This window comes from Photorhabdus sp. S10-54 (genome assembly GCF_963878145.1).
Lineage (GTDB): Bacteria > Pseudomonadota > Gammaproteobacteria > Enterobacterales > Enterobacteriaceae > Photorhabdus > Photorhabdus kayaii.
In genome coordinates, this window is the sequence record NZ_CAWNXG010000003.1 from 18,599 (window position 1) to 40,408 (window position 21,810).

Here is a 21,810-nt window from a genome sequence, read left to right on the forward strand (position 1 = left end):
TAGAGTAAAGCGTTAGTTATATACCCTATGGATTTCAAGATGCATCGCGACGGCAAGGGAGAGAATCCCCGGGAGCATAGGAAACTATGTGACCGGGGTGAGCGAGTGCAGCCAACAAAGAGGCAACTTGAAAGATAACGGGTATAGTCCTACGGCTCCTGGAGAGAAAGAGAACAGGAGCCGTTTCGTCTTTTTAGTGTTCTGTTGTGGTGAACAGCGGAGTACTAATTTCAAATTAAGTCATGAGGCATCAACAAATGATACCTGTCGTCGCTCTGGTAGGGCGCCCAAATGTGGGTAAGTCCACATTATTTAACCGTTTAACCCGTACAAGAGATGCGCTGGTAGCGGATTTTCCAGGTCTGACTCGCGACCGTAAATATGGTCGAGCTGAGGTTGAGGGGCAGGAATTTATCATCATTGATACCGGTGGTATTGATGGCATCGAAGAGGGTGTGGAAACTCATATGGCAGCTCAATCTTTGATGGCGATTGAAGAGGCCGATATTGTTCTGTTTATGGTAGATGCTCGTGCCGGGCTTATGCCAGCAGACCACACGATAGCAAAACATCTACGTGGTCGCGAAAAAGCTACTTTTTTGGTCGCGAATAAAACTGACGGTGTTGATATTGATACCGCTATTGCTGAATTTTATTCCCTCGGATTGGGGGATATCTATTCTATCGCTGCTTCTCATGGTCGTGGCGTCACCCAACTTATCGAACGAGTACTGTTACCTTTCTCCGGTAAAGGTGAAGAAGACGTGGTTGAGCTGACTGAGGAAGAGGCCAACGCAGCTTATTGGGCAGAGCAGGAACAGAATGAAATTGAGATGGTAGAAGGGGAGGAGGATTTTGATCCATCAACTCTGCCATTGAAATTAGCCATTGTCGGTAAGCCAAATGTGGGCAAGTCTACGTTGACTAACCGTATCTTGGGTGAAGAAAGGGTTGTGGTTTACGATATGCCAGGCACTACCCGTGACAGCATTTATATTCCAATGGAGCGCGATGGCCGTGAATATATCCTTATTGATACCGCGGGGGTACGTAAGCGGGGTAAGATCACTGAAACGGTTGAAAAATTTTCAGTCATAAAAACCCTTCAAGCGATTGAAGATGCTAACGTTGTATTACTGGTTATCGATGCGCGAGAAGGTATTTCCGATCAAGATTTGTCATTATTGGGTTTTATTCTTAATAGTGGGCGCTCATTGGTCATCGCGGTCAATAAATGGGATGGCATGTCACAGGAAGATAAAGAGCGTGTGAAAGAGATGCTGGATTATCGTCTTGGTTTTGTTGACTTTGCCAGAGTACATTTTATCTCTGCTTTGCATGGTAGTGGGGTGGGGAATCTGTTTGACTCGATTCTTGAGGCTTATGATTGCGCCACTCGTCGTGTTAATACTTCACTGCTAACCCGTATCATGCATATGGCCGAAGAAGATCATCAACCGCCGATGATCCGTGGTCGCAGGGTGAAAATGAAATATGCTCATGCTGGTGGTTATAATCCACCAATTGTTGTGATCCACGGTAATCAGGTAACAGATTTGCCTGATTCTTATAAGCGTTATCTGATGAACTATTTCCGCCGATCCCTAAAGGTGATGGGAACGCCCATTCGGATTCAGTTTAAAGAAGGGGCGAATCCCTATGCTGACAAACGTAATACGTTGACACCAAATCAAATGCGTAAACGTAAACGTCTAATGTCGCATCTGAAAAAGCGTTAATGCTAATAGGAAAAGGGGGGTGATTAACCACCCTTTTTGTCGGTGTCCCAGATCTGGGTAATGATTTCCGGTGCATCTGACTCAGGAAGGGTGAAGTGGTGTTCTTCATTTCCATTGATGATACTGAGCAGATAATACTGTTGATCAGGATATGGTGATGGTGGCATAGAATCAGAAAAGTCTTGTTCTATGGCTTGAAGAAATAAGTGCTGTTGGTGCGGAGACAATGATTTTAAATTCACTGTCTTATCTTGGTTAAGGCTAGGTGCGGTGGCAAATCCTCCTTGTAGAGAAATTGTGATTTTACTATCAGTTGTGAGTTTGAGAGTTTTATTATTCATGATATACCAAATTTTTACGGTTATTTTTTAGGTCTCTTTAGTATAGCGTGAAATTCGTCGTTAACAATTTTGGCATCTTCTGTTGGATATATTTTTTATAAGTCAGGTATTACAAATAATAAAATATCGCTGGCGTTAAACCAGCGATATGTTTATAGATTAATCTTCAGTTTTATCTTTAGTTTTGTCCTTATCGCCGCCTTTATCACCCTTATCGCCGCCTTTATCGTCTTTGTCACCGCCCTTATCATCTTTATCTTCTTTCACTTTAACGCCCACTTCTTTCCAGCTATCAATTGTCGCTTTTTCAACATCCTCATCAAATAACTCACGAGCGTGTTTAATTGTTAATTTAGCGAAGGATACGAAGTTAGCATCACGTGCAAGATCTTTATCCAACAATGTGTTGTACCATATTTTTCCTGCTTTCTCCCAGGAATATCCACCTAATTTTGTCGCCAGATTATAGAAGGCTTTATTAGGAATACCTGAATTAATATGCACTCCACCATTGTCTCTATAAATCGGCAGATCTTTATAATCATCCATATGACCAGGCTGCGGATCTTTACCGAGAGTTTCATCATCATATGCGCTGCCGGGGTTTTTCATTGAACGAATCCCTACACCTTTAATATCTTTGCCCAGTAACCCACTGCCTATAACCCAATCTGCTTCGTCAGCTTTTTGTTTCAGATAATGTTGTTTTACTAATGAGCCAAAAACATCCGCTATTGATTCATTTAATGCACCAGACTGAAAGAAATAGACCAGATCCGCTGTTTTCTCAATAACGCCATGAGATAATTCATGGCCGATCACATCAATAGATGTCGTGAAATCATTGAAGGTTTTGCCATCTCCGTCGCCAAATACCATTTGTCCGTTGCCCCAGAATGCATTCATATATTCTTCGCCATAATGCACGGTGGCAATCAATTTCATTCCTTTATCATCTAATGAGTTGCGATTAAATACTTCTTTATAGAAATTGTAAGTTGCTTCTAAATATTTATATGCGTTATCAACTGATTTATCTCCGTTATCTGGTTCTCCTTCATCTCGTACTAATTTTCCTGGCAACTTGCGTTTATTTTCTGCATCGTGAATAGAACGATGTATAGTTGTCTTAGTAACTTTATCATCATCGGAATCATCGGAATCATCGGAAGATTCTTTAATAACATTGTCCAACATTAAACTCTGAGTGTGATTTAATGTCATTAATACTTTCTTCTTTTCATTGTCATTATTATAAATATTTTGAAGAATGTACGGCGGTATTACGCCTCTGTAGTTATTGTTTTGTATTTGCATAAAATATCTCCTGGAATAAATTTTTAGTTATTAATTAGAGGTACTCTTTAGGTACGGATTCATATTAAACACGTTTCCAGCAGATAGTCATCAGGTCCAACCTGCTTCTTTTATGTTAAGGGGTTGTTAACAATATGTTAAGTTTTTTTGTGTGAGGGATTTTTGCATTGGCTGTAATAAAAATATAAATAGTTAGGAATAGTTTTTTATAATATTCCTAACATGATGGAAAATCATATCCAGTTTTTTGCTGGTAGAAAGTCGGTATATAAAGCGGCTTCTGTAGATTCTGGTTCAGGGTGATAATCATGTTCCCAGCGTACTAATGGTGGCATGGACATTAAGATAGATTCTGTTCGTCCCCCACTTTGTAATCCAAATAAGGTTCCTCTGTCCCAAACGAGGTTAAATTCTACATAGCGACCACGGCGATATAATTGAAATTGCCGTTCACGTTCACCCCATAATATTTCCTTCCTTTTTTCCACAATAGGTAGATAGGCAGAAAGGAAACCTTTACCTATATCTTGAGTAAAATTAAAACAATGTTTGAAGTCAGGTGTATTTAAATCGTCATAGAATAAGCCACCAATTCCACGGGCTTCGTTACGATGTTTAATATAGAAATAATTATCACACCATTCTTTATATTTTGGGTAAACATCTTCTCCATAGGGTCGACATATATTTCTGGCGGTGGTGTGCCAATGAATAGCATCTTCCTTAAAACCATAATAAGGTGTTAAATCAAAACCCCCACCGAACCACCACACTGGCGCTTCACCTTCTTTTTCTGCAATAAAGAACCGAACATTAGCATGGCTGGTTGGTATATAGGGGTTTAAAGGATGAATAACTAGAGAGACGCCTATTGCCTGATAACGGCGACCGACCAATTCAGGACGGTGAGCTGTTGCTGATAAAGGAAGCATATCTCCTGATACATGAGAAAAATTAGCGCCTGCTTGTTCGAATATCGTGCCTTCTTTCATAATTCGACTACGGCCTCCGCCACCTTCTTCTCGTTGCCAGCACTGCTCAGTAAATTTCTCTTTGCCATCTATTTGTTCCAGTTGTTGGCAAATTTCATCCTGTAATGAAAGGAAAAAAGATTTAATCTGATTAATGTTTGGTGTATTCATGGTTCTTTTCCCATTATGGTGTGGTGAGCGTTATATTATAGCTATTAGTGGAAGAGAACGCATTTTCGTATTGATTCCGGTGTTAAAGCGGAGATAATGAGAAAATAGTTATTTCAATAAAAACAGGTTGGTTAGGGATGGAAATTCGGGTATTTCGACAAGATGATTTTGAAGAAGTGATCACCTTATGGGAACGCTGCGATTTACTTAATCCTGGTGTTGATCCTGAAGTGGATATCGAGCGTAAATTGACGCATGATCCTGACCTGTTTTTAGTCGCGGAAGTGGTTGGTGAAGTGGTTGGGACGATTATGGGGGGTTATGATGGTCATCGTGGCTCAGCTTATTATTTGGGAGTTCATCCTGAATTTCGCGGTAGGGGAATTGCTAATGCATTAATTGCCCGATTGGAGAAGAAATTGATTGCCCGTGGTTGCCCAAAAATAGTTCTTATTGTTCCTGAAGATAATGATGCCACTATCTATATGTGTGAAAAACTGGAATATGAAGATCGTCATCAAGAGAGTGTTATTTTCAGTAAACGTTTGATTGTTGATCAGGAATATTGAGTTCAGATATGGCTGAGTGAAAGAATACCACTCAGCCATAAGGCATTAGTTCAATTTGGTGACTTTTTTCACATCAACAGTCATACCATTCCATTCTTTATCGACTTCACCTTCAAGACGGACTCTATCTTGAGGCGTTATCGTTTGGCCATTCCAGTATTTATGATCAACTTCGACTTCAACAATTCCTGCATTATCGCGGAATATGAAGTGATCGCTGTGGATACGGGATTCAATATGTCCTTCCAGCACGACCCAACTGTCATCTCTCATATTTTTAACTTGTTGGGTGGTGGAAACTCTTGCATTTTGATCGACAAAACCACCTTGTGGTGCTGCTTGGACGGGGGGCTGTGCTGAATCAGGACCAGAAAAACCACCAAATTGCGTCTGTGAGGTTTGAGCCAGTGATGGCATACTGAACAAAGCAATCAAAGCGGTGGTTATAAGTGTTTTTTTCATCATATTGACCTTACTGATAGTGATGATTTTTAGGGGGGATAATGATACCGCTAAGTGGTATTTTATCAATAAAATATTCATTTAAGGTGATTAATTTAAACATTCTCTGAAACTAACAATCAGATGTGATGTCTCAGTGCCTATCTCTGTATTGAGTCATAAGGGAACCAGTTATGCAGAAGTATACTTTAACTAACATGTTGTCAGGGTTACGTATTGTCACAATAAGTGGTGCATTGTTATTGGCCGGTTGTACAGGTTCATCGGGTTTTTCATGGTCGCATTTGTCTCCTTTTAGCTGGTTTGGCAGCTCTTTAAAAATCTCAGATCAGGGGGTGGGAGAAATAAATGGTCTGACTGCAATGAATAAAGATGCAATAGAGAAGGGGTTGGATAGAAAGTACCACTTACGCAGTGGCATGGAAACAAAGCATGGTCAATTGGTGACAGTATTTCAAGCAATGGATGGTGATCAATTGAAGATAGCGTTATTTGGTCAGGCCGATGAAAAGGTCAGTCGCATTGAAGTGCTAGATGAAGATATTGAAACCGTCTGGGGAACAAAGGTCGGCATGCCATTTTCGGCACTTTATAGCAAGGCATTTGATGTTTGCCGAAATACGGTGAGTGAGTTAGAGAAGAGCGCTATTGTCTGCGTATCCCCACAGAGCAAACATGTCAGTTATCTGTTTACAGGTCATTGGAATGGCCCTGAAGGATTGATTCCTTCTGATGATGTGCTGAAAAACTGGAAAGTGGAACGTATTATTTGGAAGCGATGAGAATTTCTGATTAAAAACATAAACTGAGTCGGTTTGATGAATTTGATGTTCCTCTTGCGGAGCCGTAATAGGCCCGCATTTTTCATTTAAGAACTTAATTCTTCCTGTCAGCTTATTGCGTTTCATACTTTCTAAGTGCAATTTGGTATATTAAACGGTGATAGTTATCTACCCTGTTATAAATAAACTGGATACATTAGTCACTGGCGCGTTATTTGATGAAATAACGGATAAGGTGAGAAATGAAAAAGTATTCAGTAAAAAATACAATACTAAACGGACTGGTAGTAGTAACTTTATTAGGCAGCAGTCACGCCTCTGCTGTAGAGCTATTAAACAGCTCTTATGATGTTGCGCGTGAGCTATTTTCTGCGCTGAATCCTGAATTTGAAAAACAGTGGAATGAGCAGTATCCACAAGATAAGTTGATAATCAAACAATCCCACGCCGGTTCCTCCAAACAAGCACTGGCAATTCTTCAAGGATTGCGGGCTGATGTGGTGACTTACAATCAGGTAACGGATGTACAAATTTTGCATGATCGTGGCAATCTGCTCTCGGCTGATTGGCAGAACCGCTTGCCAAATAGCAGTTCACCTTACTATTCCACGATGGCGTTTCTTGTGCGTAAAGGTAACCCCAAAAATATTCGTAATTGGGATGATTTAGTGCGTCAGGATGTCAAATTAGTCTTCCCAAACCCTAAAACCTCCGGTAATGGTCGTTATGCTTATTTGGCCGCCTGGGGAGCTATTCAACAGCAAAATGGTGGAGATCAAGGTAAAACTCGCGAATGGATGAAACATTTCCTGAAAAATGTCGCTGTGTTTGATACTGGTGGTCGCGGGGCAACAACTTCATTTATTGAACGTGGTTTGGGTGATGTACTGATCAGTTTCGAATCTGAAGTAAACAACATTCGCAAGCAGTATGATGGTGATAAGTATGAAGTAATCGTTCCACCGGTAGGTATTCTGGCAGAATTCCCTGTGGCTTGGATTGATCAGCATATTGCGAAAAATGGTACAGAGAAAGCGGCTAAAGCTTATCTGAATTATCTTTATAGCCCACAGGCACAGCAGATCATTACTCGCTTTAATTATCGTGTCAGTAATAAAAACGTGATGGCTCAACAGAGAGCCCGTTTTCCGGAAACTAAGCTGTTTCGATTGGAAGATCAATTTGGTGGTTGGTCACAAGTGATGAAAACTCACTTTAATACTGGCGGTATGCTGGATCAATTGCTGGCCGAGGGGCATAAGTAATGTTTTCGAGATCCAGTAAGCGAGTATTGCCTGGTTTTGGGTTGAGCTTAGGCAGTAGTTTGTTCTATACCTGCTTGATTTTATTGTTACCCTTGAGTGCATTAGTTGTGCAGCTTTCCAGTATGACCTGGGAACAGTATTGGCAGGTGATTGCTAATCCCCAAGTTGTAGCAGCTTATAAAGTGACATTGCTAGCAGCAGCGGTTGCCAGCTTGTTTAATGCGGTGTTTGGTATGTTGATGGCATGGGTTTTAACCCGCTATCGTTTCCTTGGCCGTAGCTTGTTGGATGGTTTGATGGATCTCCCTTTTGCGTTACCTACTGCGGTAGCGGGATTGACATTGGCAACGCTATTCTCTGTGAGTGGTTGGTATGGTTCTTTGCTTGGGCACTTTGATGTGAAAGTAGTGAATACTTGGTTGGGTATTGCGGTAGCGATGGTGTTTACAAGTCTGCCATTTGTAGTGCGAACGATTCAGCCGGTACTTGAAGAGTTAGGGCCAGAATATGAAGAAGCAGCTCAAACATTAGGCGCTAATCGTTGGCAAACTTTCTGGCGGGTTGTATTGCCAGAATTATCCCCGGCTTTAATTGCGGGCACCGCACTCTCTTTTACCCGCAGCTTGGGGGAGTTTGGTGCAGTGATCTTTATTGCCGGTAACATTGCATGGCAAACAGAAGTGGTATCGCTGATGATTTTCATCCGCTTACAGGAGTTTGATTACCCCGCAGCCAGTGCCATCGCATCAGTTATATTGGCAATATCCCTGATATTACTCTTTAGCATTAATACTCTGCAAAGCCGCTTTGGTCGGCGGATTGGAGGGCATTAATGGTTGAATTATCTGAATCTTATGTAGCGCAACGACCACCTGTAAATTGGGCGAAATGGACGTTGATCATAACAAGCGTATTGTTTTCAATCTTACTGTTAGTGATCCCCATTGTCTGGATATTTATGACTGCCTTTTCTAAAGGCGTTGAGATAGTCACTGAGAATCTTTTAGATCCTGATATGTTGCATGCCATCTGGTTAACGATACTGATCGCGTTAATTACCGTTCCGGTAAACCTAATTTTTGGCGTCATGATCGCTTGGCTGGTAACGCGCTTTCAGTTTCCAGGGCGGCAATGTTTATTGACATTGATCGACATTCCGTTTGCTGTTTCGCCGGTTGTAGCTGGTTTGATCTACCTATTGTTTTATGGTTCGAATGGTTGGGCTGGAAGTTTGTTGGAACCCTGTGATATCCAATTGATGTTTTCCTGGCCGGGAATGGCCTTAGTAACGATATTTGTGACTTGTCCTTTCGTTGTTCGAGAGCTGGTGCCGATGATGCTTAGTCAGGGGAGCCAGGAGGATGAAGCTGCAATTTTATTGGGGGCGTCTGGTTGGAAAATGTTTTGGCGGGTGACGTTACCTAATATCCGTTGGGCGTTGTTATATGGTGTGGTTTTGACTAATGCCCGGGCGATTGGTGAATTTGGTGCTGTCTCAGTAGTATCCGGTGCTATTCGTGGTGAAACTTACACATTGCCGTTGCAGGTTGAATTACTGCATCAAGATTACAACACCGTAGGGGCATTTACTGCGGCGGCATTGTTGGCATTGATGGCAATTATCACTTTGATTGTTAAAAGTGCTTTGCAGTGGCGGTTAAGTCGCCAACATGGTTAAGGTAGGAGCAGAATATGAGTATTGAAATTAACAATATCAGTAAATATTTTGGTCGGACTCAGGTTCTGAGCGATATCACTCTGAATGTTTTTTCTGGAGAAATGGTTGCTTTGCTTGGTCCGTCAGGCTCCGGTAAAACAACCTTGTTGAGGATTATTGCTGGTCTGGAACAGCAAACTGCGGGGAAGCTGAGTTTCCACGGGCAAGATGTTAGCCGTATGCATGCTAAAGATCGGCAAGTTGGATTTGTATTTCAGCATTATGCACTGTTTCGGCATATGACCGTGTTTGATAATGTTGCTTTTGGATTGACAGTCCTACCACGACGTAAGCGTCCGAATATGGCGGCTATCCGCCGTAAGGTTATGGAGTTGTTGGAGATGGTGCAATTGACGCATTTTGCTGAACGCTATCCATCACAACTTTCTGGTGGGCAGAGACAGCGGGTAGCGTTGGCAAGAGCATTGGCTGTTGAACCACAAATTCTATTACTCGATGAGCCATTTGGTGCATTGGATGCTCAGGTAAGAATGGAATTACGCCGTTGGCTACGTCAGCTCCATGAAGAACTTAAATTTACCAGTGTCTTTGTCACTCACGATCAGGAAGAGGCGATGGAAGTGGCTGACCGGGTTGTTGTTATGAGGCAAGGGAATATTGAACAGGTAGGTACGCCCCAAGATGTATGGCGTTATCCGGCAAGCCGTTTTGTGATGGAATTCTTGGGTGAGGTCAATCATTTTAGTGGGGAAATTAAAGGCTCTCAGCTGTTGATTGGCGGGCAGCACTTGCCTCTCAATGTGACGCCAATCCATCAGGGGAATGTTGATGTATTCTTGCGTCCGTGGGATATCATGATGAACTCGCAACCGACACTTTCTAGTCCATTGCCAGTACAGGTGACTGAGGTCAGTCCTAGAGGGCATTTCTGGCAGCTTTCGGTTCAGCCCCTAGGCTGGCATCATGAATCGGTTGCTATTATTTGGTTTGATGAAACTTCAGTACCCACAAGAGGAAACTGTTATTTTATTGGTGGCACTGAGGCGCGTTTATATGCGGGTGATAAACAATTGCAAACACTGAGTTTAGCCCAAACTGCCTGATAATTATTGAGATTTGGTTGGTACCATTTTGCTCATCGCCTTACCGCCAGGGATGGGCATTTTTTATTTAGGGTCTTGCGATATATGTCTGAATATGGTTATTTCGCATTTCTATTAAATAAAATTTGGGTAATAGCTGTGGCAAGTTTGGAACATTTTATAGGGAACACCCCACTAGTAAAATTACAACGAATGACCGATAGGCTAGGTGTAGAAATATGGGTGAAACTTGAAGGTAATAATCCGGCAGGCTCGATAAAAGACAGAACAGCGCTATCAATGATTCAGCAAGCTGAATTGCGGGGTGAGATTTCTCCCGGTGACGTATTAATTGAAGCCACTAGCGGAAATACGGGTATTGCGTTAGCAATGATTGCCGCAGTAAAAGGTTATCACCTTAAATTACTGATGCCTGATAATATGAGCCTTGAGCGTCAAGCTTCTATGCGAGCTTATGGTGCAGAACTGATTTTGGTGAGTAGCGCAATGGGCATGGAAGGCGCACGTGATTTAGCTCAGCAAATGGAGCGTAATGGTGAAGGTAAAGTACTTGATCAATTCAATAACCCGGATAATCCTTTAGCGCATTTTACGACGACAGGGCCGGAAATTTGGCAGCAGACGCAAGGGCGTATTACACATTTTGTTTCCAGTATGGGAACGACAGGAACTATTACCGGTGTTAGCCGCTATTTAAAAAGCCAGTCTAATAGTGTACAGATTATTGGCTTACAACCAGCGGCGGATAGCCATATTCCAGGTATTCGCCGTTGGTCGCCGGCTTATTTGCCTGGCATTTTTCGCAAGGAGTTAGTTGATCAAGTGTTGGATATCACTCAGAAAGAAGCTGAAGATACCATGCGTTTGTTAGCTCAGAAAGAAGGGATTTTCTGTGGGGTTAGTTCCGGCGGTGCTGTTGCCGGAGCATTAAGTGTTGCGGTACAAAATCCAGGTTCTGTCATTGTTGCCATTATCTGCGACCGTGGTGACAGATACCTTTCTACCGGGGTATTTAATTAATCTGGTTATATACCCGTCATCTTTCAAGTTGCCTCTTTGTTGGCTGCGCTCACTCACCCCGGTCACATAGTTATCTATGCTCCCGGGGATTCGCTCCCTTGCCGTCGCGATGCATCTTGAAATCCATTGGGTATACATTCATCGTGAGTAGAGCAAAAGAGGTGGGTAAGCTCTGCTCACACTAGCCAATTCCTAAATAGAAAACGATGTAAATTGAAAATAAGGGATAAAAAAACAGCCGCGATTGTCGGCCGTTTTTTAATATGAAAATGGTATTGTAACAGTTAAAGTGTTGCTACTTTTTAATACGCATAATGGGTGTTTCACCAACAGTGACAGAACCACTCAACTTGAATAACTCTTTAATCTCATCCATGTTGGAAATAACAACAGGTGTTAGGGTCGATTTTGCTCTCTCTTCAAGGAATTTAAGATCGAATTCCAAAACTAAATCACCTTTTTGTACACGCTGACCTTCTTCAGCAATACGTTTAAAGCCTTCGCCTTTAAGCTCAACCGTATCAATACCAAAATGGACAAATAGCTCAATACCGCTGTCCGATTCGATAGAAAATGCATGGTTGGTTTCAAATATTTTACCGATTGTTCCATCAACTGGTGCAACTATCTTGTTGCCGGCGGGTTTTATAGCGATACCATCGCCGACAATTTTCTCGGCGAAGACAACATCTGGAACATCTTCAATATTGACAATCTCACCAGATAAAGGCGCGATAATTTCAATAGTGCCGCTGTTTTTTTTATCATCTGAAACTAGAGATTTCAGTTTATCAAACAGACCCATGAATCTTCTCCTAATTGTTTATACTGGACCGCGTTTTAACCGATATTGTTAGCAAAGTGTTTTTTCTTTGATGAAGGTATCAACCAATTCTATCAACCCCTTAGCGGTAGACTGAGAAAGGGCTTGCTCAGCTAGCGCTTTTGCATCTTCGTAACGAGTATTACGAATGATTTTCTTGATGCGGGGAATAGAAATCGCACTCATACTAAACTCATCTAGCCCCATGCCTAATAGCAACAAGGTAGCACGTTCATCACCTGCAAGCTCGCCACACATCCCCGTCCATTTACCTTCAGCGTGTGAAGCATCGATGGTTTGCTTAATCAGGCTCAATACTGCTGGTAGCATCGGGTTATAAAGATGAGAAATCAACTCGTTACCGCGGTCTACAGCAAGAGTATACTGAGTTAGATCGTTTGTCCCAATACTGAAAAAGTCAACTTCTTTTGCCAGGTGATGAGCAATAACTGCTGAAGCTGGTGTTTCTATCATCACACCCACTTCGATTGCTTCATCGAATTTTTTACCTTCTTCGCGAAGCTGGCCTTTCAGCAATTCAAGTTCTACTTTCAGTTCCTGTACTTCTTCTACAGAAATAATCATTGGGAACATAATACGTAATTTACCGAAAGCAGATGCACGTAAGATAGCACGTAACTGAGAATGTAAGATCTCTTTTCGATCAAGGCAAATACGAATTGCACGCCAACCAAGGAATGGGTTCTCTTCTTTCGGTAGATTCATATAGGGCAGATTCTTATCACCACCGATATCCATCGTACGTATAATAACCGCCTGGCTGCCTATTGCCTCGGCAACGGCTTTATAAGCTTGGAACTGTTCTTCTTCTGTTGGCAGTGCATCACGATCCATAAACAGAAATTCTGTACGGTATAAACCGACACCTTCGGCACCATTGCGTTCAGCGCCGATCACATCACGGACGGTACCGATATTGGCACAGACTTCAACCTGATGACCATCAAGAGTCATTGCCGGGAGATCTTTCAACTTTGCAAGTTCAGCTTTTTCTGACAGATATTCGTTTTTGGTCTTTTTAAGCTGTTCAATTTCTGCGTCAGACGGGTTGATGTAAATATGGTTATTTACTGCGTCCAGGATTAGGTAATCACCATTCTGGATTGTCGCCGTCGCCTGGGTGGTACCCACGATCGCGGGCAGTTCAAGAGAGCGGGCCATGATTGACGTGTGAGAAGTTCGACCACCTAAATCGGTAATAAAACCGAGTACTTTTTCCAGATTGAGTTGTGCGGTTTCAGATGGAGTCAGGTCGTTGGCAACCAGAATGACTTCCTCTGAAATTGAGCCAAGATCAACAATGGGCATACCCAGAATGTTTTTCAGCAAGCGTTTACCGATATCACGTACGTCTGTGGCACGTTCTTTCAGGTATTCATCATCTAATTCTTCAAGGGCTTGGGCTTGGGTTTCAATAACGGAGTAGACCGCAGCATCCGCAGTTTTGAAATCGTTTTTGATTAACGTAATAATTTCTTGCTCAAGTTCTTCATCTTCCAATAGCATGATATGCCCTTCGAAGATTTCAGCTTTTTCTTCTCCGAGGTTTTTTGCTGCTATATTCTTGATGATTTCTAGCTGAGATGAGGCTTTTTCACGACCTTGCTTGAAATGGAAAATTTCTTGTTCGACTTGCTCTTGGCTGATTTTTTTCTGATTGATAATGATTGTGTCTTCTTTCAGTAATAGTGCCTTACCGAAAGCAATGCCTGGTGATACTAATATGCCTGAAATCATGATGTTACCTAACTACTAATAATTATTCTTTAAAGAGCCAGCCCGCAGATGGTTTGCTGTTTTAGGACATGCATTTAAACTGATATCCCCAGATAAAAGTTTATCCGGGGATGAGGAACGGCTAAGTGAATACCTGTTTATATCTTGGCTGGCTTTGCGGTTTAATGGAAAGTTATTCCAGTTCTGCCATCAACTTAACCAGATGCTCGATTGCTTTTTGCTCATCTTCACCTTCAGCAGAAATGGTCACTACAGTGCCTTGAGTGAGTCCCAAAGTTTGTAACTTAAACAGGCTTTTAGCACTGGCAGTTTTACCACCGGAAGTCAGTGTAATGTCGGAGGAGAAACTTTTGGCTTCTTTAACAAACTGTGCAGCGGGACGGGTGTGTAGGCCATTTGGCGCAGTAATAGTGACTTCTTGCTGGAACATAACGTTTCCTCAATAACTTAGATTTTTGCTATGTAAGTTAAGAACTTGTAATGGACAAATTTTAACTTGAGTGTTTATTCACTGCCTATCCCATTTAAGACGATTTTATTTACTTAAAGAACGAACTGAGTAATGTTCGGGTAAAAGCAATAATAGCTCTTGAACGTTCTTTAGTACGACTCGTAAGTTCCGGGTCATTGTGCTGTATTCACTTTTACGGGTAAGAATGAACAGCACTAACTACGTCTACTGAGATAGACTCTCAGGTTGATAATGTAATAAAAATTTTTATTCATTATCAAAAAAATTGTTCTTTCCGATGCTTCTAATTGATAGTTTGAAGTAAAGATAGATCGCGGAACTACTTAACTGAAACTACTACTCCTGTTAATTAATTTCGAGCATCGAAATAATTATTATTGGTTAAATACTAGACCCATTGTAAGAAATCATCTAGCAAAGTGTAAAAATTTGATCTACCACACAGAAAAAGCACCATTTAGGTGCTTTTTTATCAATAAATCTAAGTAAGTTACTTAAAAACTTTTATTCATCAGACAAGTCAGTAAACAGTACACTGCTTAAATAGCGTTCACCTGATGAAGCCAGAATAACGACGATATTTTTGTCTTTATATTCTGGTTCCTGAGAAAGCTTCACTGCTGCTGCAACGGTAGCACCCGAGGAAATACCTACCAGAATGCCTTCTTTCACCATGATTTCACGTGCGGTTTTGATCGCTTCCTCACTGCTGATTTTGAAAACGCGATCAACCAGTGTCAAATCAAGGTTATCTGGAATGAAACCTGCACCAATACCTTGAATCTTATGGGGACCCGGTTTCACTTCTTCACCGGCCAGAGTCTGGCTGATGACGGGTGATTCTTCAGGTTCTACGGCAACCGAGGTGATATTTTTACCTTTGGTGTTTTTCAGGTAACGGGTGACACCTGTTAATGTACCGCCAGTCCCTACACCGGTAACAAATACATCCACTTCACCGTCTGTGTCTTCCCAGATTTCCGGGCCTGTGGTTTTTTCATGGATTTCTGGGTTTGCCGGATTGCTAAATTGTTGCAGGATAATATAGCGGTCGGGATCGCTGTCTTTGATTTCATTGGCTTTCTCAATGGCACCTTTCATACCTTTAGCGCCTTCCGTCAGCACCAGTTGCGCGCCTAATGCTTTCAATAGCTTGCGGCGTTCAATACTCATGGTTTCTGGCATGGTCAGCGTTAATTTGTAGCCCCGAGCGGCGGCAACATAAGCAAGGGCGATCCCGGTATTACCGCTGGTAGGTTCTACCAACTCTTTCCCTGGTTGTAGGATACCGCGTTTTTCAGCATCCCAAATCATATTGGAACCAATGCGACATTTTACACTAAAACTTGGGTTACGGGATTCTACTTTTACCAGAATACGCCCATTGCCAAAGTGTTTTAGGCGAATTAACGGGGTACGACCAATAGTCAAAGAATTATCTTCGTAAATTTTACTCATACTCGTCTTTCAACTCCCTTTAGTGATATCCGGTCAACAATACGCCAACAACCGGTTAATGGAAATATAACTTAAATATATTTTTATTGTCTAAAAGAATAACTTAAATGAATATCACGGCATAATACGAGGAGCGTGTTGATCTCGATAGCGATCAACCCACATTGCTGTCGCTGCACATACGGCAATAGGCATAATCACCAAATTGACAATGGGTATCATGGTTAAAATACTCACTGTTGCGCCAAATTGCAGATTAATTATTTTGTTTTGGCGAAGGACCCTACGCATTGTTGGAAAACTGACTTTGTGGTTATCAAAGGGGTAATCACAATACTGAATTGATAGCATCCAGGCACTGAAAATAAACCAAAGCACAGGTGCAACAGTCTGTCCGATAACAGGAATAAAATAGAGTAGCAATAAGACCATAGAGCGTGGAATATAGTAGCACAGCTTGGCTAATTCCCGTTTCAGGATACGTGGAACATCTTTGAAAAGTGCTATAACGCCGGTATCCGGTGCGGGGGTTCCTGTTAAATCCGCTTCCAGTTTTTCTGCCAGCAAACCATTGAATGGCGCTGCGATAAAATTCGCTATGGTGCTGAAAAAGTAAGTAAAAATCAGCAAAACAGAGAGCACGGCCAGCGGCCATAAAATATAACTGAGCCACTGCATCCAATCCGGTATTTTGCTCACTATCCAATGGATCCAGTTCTCCAGTTTCTGATAGAACCACCAAAATGAACCGCCGAGAAACAAAATATTTGCCAACAAAGGCAATAGAACAAATCTTTTAATGCCTGAACGGGTAATTAATTTGCAACCTTGCATCAAATACTGAAAGCCGCTCAAATTTTTTGGCGATTTTGTCAAATTCAGCATACTTCCTATTCTCTCTTGTGTGATTGAAACGCTATCATATAGGCAGGATTTTCGACTGACTAGTATTGTTCTGTATAAAAAAAATGCAAAAGAGGCTTATTAGGCATTTTTCTGATAAGAAAAGTGTGTATAAGCTTGCACTTGTGTTATTTGACAAATACAGTTAATACAGAAAATATTCCGCCGTGGTGGCATACTTAATTAAACAACAGAGATAGCAATGATGCAGGATTTGCGTCTGATATTAATCATTGTTGGTGCGATAGCAATAATAGCTTTGCTGTTACATGGGTTGTGGACCAGCCGTAAAGAGCGTTCTTCGCTTTTTCGTAATCGCCCAGTTAAACGTCATAAACATGATCGTCAGAATAGTTTCGTCGATGACAGTGACGATGAAGCGTTCGACAATCAGCAAAAGCCTTATGCCCATAAGCAGGTGAAATCTCATCAGGAGTATAACGCTGAGTCAGCTATCGAACGCCGTCAGCAAAAGTTGACTGAAATTGATGCTGCAACGCCTGAAGAAAGCGATGATCCATTGCTGGCGAGCCGTCAGCCTGAAACGACAGCGAGAAAAGCCGTCGTAGAAGAGCAGGAACCCCAGCTCGGTCTGTTTGAATTTGAAGGGCAGAATGAGTCTGAAAGAAACGGATCTGTGATTGAAGGAAAATCTCAGGAAGCGGCTGGCGAAAAAGAAGCTCAGACTAAAGTGAAAGAAATTGTTTTGGTTCTTCACGTAGCAGCACACCACGGTCAGGAATTGAATGGTGAATCCTTGCTGCAAAGTATTCTACAATCTGGCTTCCAGTTTGGGAAAATGCAGATTTTTCATCGTCACGTGAACCCATCAGGTAGTGGCCCGGTCCTGTTTAGTCTGGCAAATATGGTGAAACCGGGTTCATTTAATCCTGAAACAATGGTTGATTTTACGACTCCAGGGGTTTCCATATTTATGGTGGTCCCTTCTTACGGAGAATCTAATCAGAATTTTAAACTGATGTTGCAGGCGGCCCAGCGTATTGCTTCTGATGTTGGGGGTGTGGTGCTTGACGATGAGCGAAAAATGCTGACACCGCAAAAAATCGAATTGTATAAGGCACGTATTCGCAGCACACTTGGTGTTCAGGTATAATCAATTTATCGAATGTTCAAGCCCCCGCGCCAGTCGGGGGCTTTTTATCGCTGGTTATAAATCATGAAATCAACTGCTCAACAAATAGAAAAGCTCAGAACAACACTGCGTCATCATGAATATCTGTATCACGTCATGGATGCACCAGAGATCCCTGATGCAGAATATGATCGGTTAATGCAGGAATTGGAGGATCTTGAAGAACAATACCCTGAGTTGATTACATCGGATTCACCAACGCAGCGGATTGGAGCTGCTCCTCTGACGGCTTTTGAACAAGTCCGCCATGAAATTCCTATGTTGTCACTGGATAACGTATTTGATGAAGAGAGTTATCTGGCGTTTGATAAGCGGGTACGTGACCGCCTGAAAGAAACTCAGGATTTAGAAGTGTGCTGTGAGCTGAAACTGGATGGTTTGGCTGTCAGCCTGTTGTATGAAAATGGTGAGTTGGTACGGGCTGCAACCCGTGGTGATGGTACAACAGGGGAAAATATTACATCAAATATACGGACTATCGGCGCAATTCCACTGCGTCTATTCGGCGAAAATATTCCAACTCGTATTGAAATTCGCGGTGAAGTTTTCATGCCGCAAAAAGGGTTTGAGAAACTGAATGAGGAAGCTCGCCGCACGGGTGCAAAAGTATTTGCTAACCCACGTAATGCGGCGGCTGGCTCTCTACGTCAGCTCGATCCTCGTATTACGGCCAAACGTCCATTGGCTTTCTTCTGTTATGGTGTTGGTATATTGGAGGGGGGCGAGTTACCAGCCAGTCACTACGAGCGATTGATACAGTTTAAGAAATGGGGATTGCCGGTCAGCGATAAAGTTAAAGTTTGTACTGATAGTCAACAGGTTATTGATTTTTATCATGATATTGTAAACCAGCGTTCCGCATTGGGGTTTGATATCGATGGTGTTGTTGTCAAAATCAATTCGCTGGAATTACAGGAAACATTAGGCTTTGTTGCCCGTGCGCCACGTTGGGCCACGGCATTCAAATTTCCTGCACAGGAGCAAATGACGATTGTTCGTGATGTTGAGTTTCAGGTTGGTCGTACTGGCGCAATCACACCGGTAGCACGTCTGGAGCCAGTGCAGGTCTCTGGTGTAATTGTCAGTAATGCAACATTGCACAATGCGGATGAGATTGAACGTTTAGGTTTGCGGATTGGCGATACGGTTATTATCCGCCGTGCTGGTGATGTGATTCCACAAGTTGTCGGTGTTTTGGAAGAGAGAAGGCCACAGGACAGTAATGAAGTTGTTTTCCCTGAACATTGCCCGGTATGTGGGGCAGATATTGAAAGGATTGAAGGGGAAGCTGTCGCGCGTTGTACGGGGGGATTGGTGTGTGGTGCTCAGCGTAAAGAAGCGCTTAGACATTTTGTTTCCCGTCGGGCGATGGATGTTGACGGCATGGGAGAAAAGATTATCGATCAGCTAGTGGATAAAGAGTATGTCAAAACCCCGGCAGATCTTTTCAGGCTGACGGCGGGCAAGTTGACTGGGCTTGATCGTATGGGGCCGAAATCTGCCCAGAATGTAGTAGATGCGTTGGAAAAAGCAAAAAGAACCACCTTTGCCCGTTTCCTTTATGCATTGGGTATCCGTGAAGTTGGGGAAGCGACAGCCGCTAATTTGGCAGCTCACTTTGGCGAGCTGGATAAATTACGTTCCGCTGATGAGGAAGCATTGAAAGAGGTTCAGGATGTTGGCGAAGTGGTGGCGAAACATGTCGTTAACTTCTTCATTGAACCTCATAACCAAACAGTCATTGACGATCTGATTGATAATATCGGTATCAATTGGGAACCGGTTGTCGTAACGAAAGCTGAGAAGATTGACAGCCCATTTTCGGGCAAAACAGTTGTGTTGACAGGTTCATTGCATCAGTTATCCAGGGATGAAGCCAAAGCTAAGCTTGCTGCTCTTGGGGCAAAAGTGACGGGCAGCGTTTCTAAAAAAACAGATTTGGTGATTGCGGGTGAAGCTGCCGGTTCAAAGTTAGCTAAAGCTAATGAGTTGAATATTCCGGTTATTGATGAAGAAGAAATGATTCGTTTATTGGGTGAATAACTTTTTATTTACATACTGATTATTGAGAGTTTTGCTCAATAATCAGCTATGCGCGATTAAGGTGTTTTAAAATCTGGCTTTGTACGATTCAGCTAAAAATGTGATCAGACACATTAAGTAAAGATTTACAGTAAGAATTATTTCAGTTTAATGTGATACTTATCCTCATTTACTCACCTTTTATTACATAGAATGCATTTATAAAAACTCGCTTTCTATCGTGTTTGGAGTAGATATGTCTCAAATCTTGCATTTCTTTTTAGCTTTAATTGTCATTGGCGGCCTTGCTATTTTGGCGAGTAGTGACCGTAAAAGTATTCGGCCTCGCTATGTTATTCAATTGCTTGTTATTGAACTTATCTTGGCTTGGTTTTTCCTGAATTCTGGTATTGGTCAGGAATTTGTCATGGGATTTGCTGGTTTGTTTGAGCATTTACTGAAATATGCGGGTGAAGGGACTGAATTCATTTTTGGCGGCATGATGGATGCAAAACTGGCATTCTTCTTTCTGAATGTATTGTGTCCGATTATCTTTATTTCCGCGTTGATTGGTATTTTGCAGCATATCAAACTATTGCCAATCATCATCCGGGTTATTGGTACCCTGCTGTCTAAAGTCAACGGCATGGGGAAACTGGAATCATTTAACGCAGTCAGCTCTCTGATACTTGGGCAGTCTGAAAACTTCATTGCTTATAAAGATGTATTGGGAAAAATGTCTGAGCGTCGCATGTACACGATGGCTGCGACAGCAATGTCAACGGTTTCTATGTCGATCGTTGGGGCTTACATGACAATTTTAGCGCCTAAATATGTTGTAGCGGCATTGGTGCTTAATATGTTTAGTACCTTTATCATCCTATCACTGATTAATCCGTATGCTGTTGACAGTGAAGAAGATATTCAGATGAGCAATCTTCACGAAGGCCAAAGTTTTTTCGAAATGCTAGGTGAATATATTTTGGCGGGTTTCAAGGTGGCCCTCATTGTCGCAGCTATGTTGATTGGTTTCATTGCCCTGATTGCGGCTGTTAATGCGTTGTTCAGCATGGTGTTTGAAAAGAGCTTCCAGGAAATGCTCGGTTACGTGTTTTATCCATTTGCTTGGGTGGTAGGGATCCCCACAGATGAAGCATTGAAGGTTGGTAGTGTCATGGCAACCAAATTAGTTGCTAACGAATTTGTGGCAATGCACAGCTTACAATCCATTGCGACAGAACTTTCTCCTCGTTCACAGGGTATTTTGTCGGTATTCTTGGTTTCTTTTGCTAACTTCTCTTCCATTGGGATTGTGGCAGGTGCGATTAAAGGCTTGAATGAGAAACAGGGTAATGTCGTTTCCCGCTTTGGTTTGAAACTACTGTTTGGTTCAACGCTTGTCAGTTTCTTGTCTGCGGCTATTGCAGGTTTGGTACTGTAAAAGATAACGTTTTATCATGGAATGTTGCATCATGGATGATGCAATTTCCCTTTCACCTATTTCTCCTTATAGACGTACAAATTATGGAAAAAGAGAACCTGATAGAAATTGCTAATACTGCAATGCCGTTCGGTAAATACAAAGGGCGTATGCTCATTGACTTACCGGAAGAGTATTTATTGTGGTTTGCTCGTAAGGGTGAATTTCCACAAGGTAAATTGGGTGCGCTGATGGAGATGACTTTAGCAATAAAACTAGAGGGACTAGATTCGTTGGTGAAGCCATTGAAAAAAGGTTAGCTAAGGTTGGCGTTTGTTTTTTAATCGATAATGGCGGTTAGACATGGTAATAACCAAAAGGCC

21 protein-coding genes are annotated in these 21,810 nt (G+C 42.2%); 12 read left to right on the forward strand and 9 right to left on the reverse strand.

Annotated features, from left to right (window positions below; translation table 11 throughout):
* The first annotated feature begins 257 nt into the window (after nucleotides 1-257).
* Nucleotides 258-1,739 (forward strand): ribosome biogenesis GTPase Der, encoded by a 1,482-nt coding sequence (gene der, locus AACQ83_RS02325; protein ID WP_112876242.1) that lies wholly within the window; start codon nucleotides 258-260, stop codon nucleotides 1,737-1,739.
* Nucleotides 1,740-1,762: 23 nt separating this feature from the next.
* Here der and AACQ83_RS02330 read toward each other — a convergent pair whose 3' ends face one another.
* From AACQ83_RS02330 to hemF, 3 genes are all read right to left on the reverse strand, one after another.
* Nucleotides 1,763-2,080: a protealysin inhibitor emfourin gene (locus AACQ83_RS02330; RefSeq protein WP_112876241.1), complete on the reverse strand. Its 318-nt coding sequence runs from the start codon at nucleotides 2,078-2,080 to the stop codon at nucleotides 1,763-1,765.
* A 159-nt stretch (nucleotides 2,081-2,239) separates the two neighbouring features.
* Entirely contained in the window at nucleotides 2,240-3,397 is a 1,158-nt protein-coding gene (gene prtS / locus AACQ83_RS02335; protein WP_112876240.1) for a metalloprotease PrtS, read from the reverse strand.
* Nucleotides 3,398-3,630: 233 nt separating this feature from the next.
* Nucleotides 3,631-4,539 (reverse strand): oxygen-dependent coproporphyrinogen oxidase, encoded by a 909-nt coding sequence (hemF, locus tag AACQ83_RS02340; protein WP_112876239.1) that lies wholly within the window; start codon nucleotides 4,537-4,539, stop codon nucleotides 3,631-3,633.
* 137 nt (nucleotides 4,540-4,676) lie between these two features.
* Here hemF and AACQ83_RS02345 point away from each other — a divergent pair, with 137 nt between their 5' ends.
* Nucleotides 4,677-5,108, forward strand: coding sequence for a GNAT family acetyltransferase (locus AACQ83_RS02345; RefSeq protein WP_011145692.1), 432 nt, complete (start codon nucleotides 4,677-4,679; stop codon nucleotides 5,106-5,108).
* Nucleotides 5,109-5,153: 45 nt separating this feature from the next.
* On the opposite strand, the gene AACQ83_RS02350 is transcribed toward AACQ83_RS02345, so the two are convergent.
* Nucleotides 5,154-5,570 carry a YgiW/YdeI family stress tolerance OB fold protein gene (locus AACQ83_RS02350; protein WP_192880968.1) on the reverse strand — a complete coding sequence of 139 codons (417 nt, stop codon included), beginning with the start codon at nucleotides 5,568-5,570 and terminating at the stop codon, nucleotides 5,154-5,156.
* 173 nt (nucleotides 5,571-5,743) lie between these two features.
* Here AACQ83_RS02350 and AACQ83_RS02355 point away from each other — a divergent pair, with 173 nt between their 5' ends.
* The 6 genes from AACQ83_RS02355 (at nucleotide 5,744) to cysM (ending at nucleotide 11,418) form a co-directional block, all read left to right on the forward strand.
* Nucleotides 5,744-6,352: an RpoE-regulated lipoprotein gene (locus AACQ83_RS02355; protein ID WP_112876237.1), complete on the forward strand. Its 609-nt coding sequence runs from the start codon at nucleotides 5,744-5,746 to the stop codon at nucleotides 6,350-6,352.
* A 242-nt stretch (nucleotides 6,353-6,594) separates the two neighbouring features.
* On the forward strand, nucleotides 6,595-7,617 hold the full coding sequence (locus AACQ83_RS02360; protein WP_112876236.1) for a sulfate ABC transporter substrate-binding protein: 1,023 nt from the start codon (nucleotides 6,595-6,597) through the stop codon (nucleotides 7,615-7,617).
* Entirely contained in the window at nucleotides 7,617-8,450 is an 834-nt protein-coding gene (gene cysT / locus AACQ83_RS02365; protein WP_112876235.1) for a sulfate/thiosulfate ABC transporter permease CysT, read from the forward strand. The genes AACQ83_RS02360 and cysT overlap by 1 nt, the downstream gene beginning before the upstream one ends.
* The gene (gene cysW, locus AACQ83_RS02370; protein ID WP_112876234.1) at nucleotides 8,450-9,295 is read left to right on the forward strand and encodes a sulfate/thiosulfate ABC transporter permease CysW; all 846 of its coding nucleotides are present in this window, start codon (nucleotides 8,450-8,452) and stop codon (nucleotides 9,293-9,295) included. Before cysT ends, cysW begins: the two co-directional genes overlap by 1 nt.
* A 14-nt stretch (nucleotides 9,296-9,309) precedes the next feature.
* Entirely contained in the window at nucleotides 9,310-10,398 is a 1,089-nt protein-coding gene (gene cysA, locus AACQ83_RS02375; RefSeq protein WP_112876233.1) for a sulfate/thiosulfate ABC transporter ATP-binding protein CysA, read from the forward strand.
* A gap of 138 nt (nucleotides 10,399-10,536) precedes the next feature.
* Complete coding sequence (cysM, locus tag AACQ83_RS02380; protein WP_112876257.1) at nucleotides 10,537-11,418, forward strand: cysteine synthase CysM; 882 nt, start codon at nucleotides 10,537-10,539, stop codon at nucleotides 11,416-11,418.
* Between the two features lie 295 nt (nucleotides 11,419-11,713).
* On the opposite strand, the gene crr is transcribed toward cysM, so the two are convergent.
* The 5 genes from crr to cysZ form a co-directional block, all read right to left on the reverse strand.
* Entirely contained in the window at nucleotides 11,714-12,223 is a 510-nt protein-coding gene (crr, locus tag AACQ83_RS02385; RefSeq protein ID WP_112876232.1) for a PTS glucose transporter subunit IIA, read from the reverse strand.
* 48 nt (nucleotides 12,224-12,271) lie between these two features.
* On the reverse strand, nucleotides 12,272-13,999 hold the full coding sequence (gene ptsI, locus AACQ83_RS02390) for a phosphoenolpyruvate-protein phosphotransferase PtsI (RefSeq protein ID WP_112876231.1): 1,728 nt from the start codon (nucleotides 13,997-13,999) through the stop codon (nucleotides 12,272-12,274).
* Nucleotides 14,000-14,171: 172 nt separating this feature from the next.
* Nucleotides 14,172-14,429 carry a phosphocarrier protein Hpr gene (gene ptsH, locus AACQ83_RS02395; RefSeq protein ID WP_021323875.1) on the reverse strand — a complete coding sequence of 86 codons (258 nt, stop codon included), beginning with the start codon at nucleotides 14,427-14,429 and terminating at the stop codon, nucleotides 14,172-14,174.
* 546 nt (nucleotides 14,430-14,975) lie between these two features.
* Nucleotides 14,976-15,929: a cysteine synthase A gene (gene cysK / locus AACQ83_RS02400; RefSeq protein WP_112876230.1), complete on the reverse strand. Its 954-nt coding sequence runs from the start codon at nucleotides 15,927-15,929 to the stop codon at nucleotides 14,976-14,978.
* 114 nt (nucleotides 15,930-16,043) lie between these two features.
* Entirely contained in the window at nucleotides 16,044-16,814 is a 771-nt protein-coding gene (cysZ, locus tag AACQ83_RS02405) for a sulfate transporter CysZ (RefSeq protein ID WP_112876229.1), read from the reverse strand.
* A gap of 220 nt (nucleotides 16,815-17,034) precedes the next feature.
* Between cysZ and zipA the strand changes: the two genes are divergently transcribed.
* From zipA to AACQ83_RS02425, 4 genes are all read left to right on the forward strand, one after another.
* Complete coding sequence (gene zipA, locus AACQ83_RS02410; RefSeq protein WP_112876228.1) at nucleotides 17,035-17,946, forward strand: cell division protein ZipA; 912 nt, start codon at nucleotides 17,035-17,037, stop codon at nucleotides 17,944-17,946.
* A gap of 63 nt (nucleotides 17,947-18,009) precedes the next feature.
* Nucleotides 18,010-20,028, forward strand: a complete 2,019-nt coding sequence (gene ligA / locus AACQ83_RS02415) for an NAD-dependent DNA ligase LigA (RefSeq protein WP_112876227.1) — start codon at nucleotides 18,010-18,012, stop codon at nucleotides 20,026-20,028.
* Nucleotides 20,029-20,263: 235 nt separating this feature from the next.
* Nucleotides 20,264-21,448, forward strand: a complete 1,185-nt coding sequence (locus AACQ83_RS02420; protein WP_112876226.1) for a NupC/NupG family nucleoside CNT transporter — start codon at nucleotides 20,264-20,266, stop codon at nucleotides 21,446-21,448.
* 83 nt (nucleotides 21,449-21,531) lie between these two features.
* Nucleotides 21,532-21,747: a DUF3820 family protein gene (locus AACQ83_RS02425; RefSeq protein ID WP_011145708.1), complete on the forward strand. Its 216-nt coding sequence runs from the start codon at nucleotides 21,532-21,534 to the stop codon at nucleotides 21,745-21,747.
* Nucleotides 21,748-21,810 lie beyond the last annotated feature (63 nt).

Bases quoted from the DNA above. Each gene is read 5' to 3' on its own strand.
- cysK (WP_112876230.1), bottom strand. From the start codon at position 15,929: ATGAGTAAAATTTACGAAGATAATTCTTTGACTATTGGTCGTACCCCG.
- der (WP_112876242.1), top strand. From the start codon at position 258: ATGATACCTGTCGTCGCTCTGGTAGGGCGCCCAAATGTGGGTAAGTCC.
- cysA (WP_112876233.1), top strand. From the start codon at position 9,310: ATGAGTATTGAAATTAACAATATCAGTAAATATTTTGGTCGGACTCAG.
- hemF (WP_112876239.1), bottom strand. From the start codon at position 4,539: ATGAATACACCAAACATTAATCAGATTAAATCTTTTTTCCTTTCATTA.
- cysW (WP_112876234.1), top strand. From the start codon at position 8,450: ATGGTTGAATTATCTGAATCTTATGTAGCGCAACGACCACCTGTAAAT.
- AACQ83_RS02350 (WP_192880968.1), bottom strand. From the start codon at position 5,570: ATGAAAAAAACACTTATAACCACCGCTTTGATTGCTTTGTTCAGTATG.
- zipA (WP_112876228.1), top strand. From the start codon at position 17,035: ATGATGCAGGATTTGCGTCTGATATTAATCATTGTTGGTGCGATAGCA.
- AACQ83_RS02420 (WP_112876226.1), top strand. From the start codon at position 20,264: ATGTCTCAAATCTTGCATTTCTTTTTAGCTTTAATTGTCATTGGCGGC.
- crr (WP_112876232.1), bottom strand. From the start codon at position 12,223: ATGGGTCTGTTTGATAAACTGAAATCTCTAGTTTCAGATGATAAAAAA.
- ligA (WP_112876227.1), top strand. From the start codon at position 18,010: ATGAAATCAACTGCTCAACAAATAGAAAAGCTCAGAACAACACTGCGT.
- cysZ (WP_112876229.1), bottom strand. From the start codon at position 16,814: ATGCTGAATTTGACAAAATCGCCAAAAAATTTGAGCGGCTTTCAGTAT.
- AACQ83_RS02355 (WP_112876237.1), top strand. From the start codon at position 5,744: ATGCAGAAGTATACTTTAACTAACATGTTGTCAGGGTTACGTATTGTC.
- AACQ83_RS02330 (WP_112876241.1), bottom strand. From the start codon at position 2,080: ATGAATAATAAAACTCTCAAACTCACAACTGATAGTAAAATCACAATT.
- prtS (WP_112876240.1), bottom strand. From the start codon at position 3,397: ATGCAAATACAAAACAATAACTACAGAGGCGTAATACCGCCGTACATT.
- AACQ83_RS02425 (WP_011145708.1), top strand. From the start codon at position 21,532: ATGGAAAAAGAGAACCTGATAGAAATTGCTAATACTGCAATGCCGTTC.
- AACQ83_RS02360 (WP_112876236.1), top strand. From the start codon at position 6,595: ATGAAAAAGTATTCAGTAAAAAATACAATACTAAACGGACTGGTAGTA.
- cysT (WP_112876235.1), top strand. From the start codon at position 7,617: ATGTTTTCGAGATCCAGTAAGCGAGTATTGCCTGGTTTTGGGTTGAGC.
- AACQ83_RS02345 (WP_011145692.1), top strand. From the start codon at position 4,677: ATGGAAATTCGGGTATTTCGACAAGATGATTTTGAAGAAGTGATCACC.
- ptsH (WP_021323875.1), bottom strand. From the start codon at position 14,429: ATGTTCCAGCAAGAAGTCACTATTACTGCGCCAAATGGCCTACACACC.
- ptsI (WP_112876231.1), bottom strand. From the start codon at position 13,999: ATGATTTCAGGCATATTAGTATCACCAGGCATTGCTTTCGGTAAGGCA.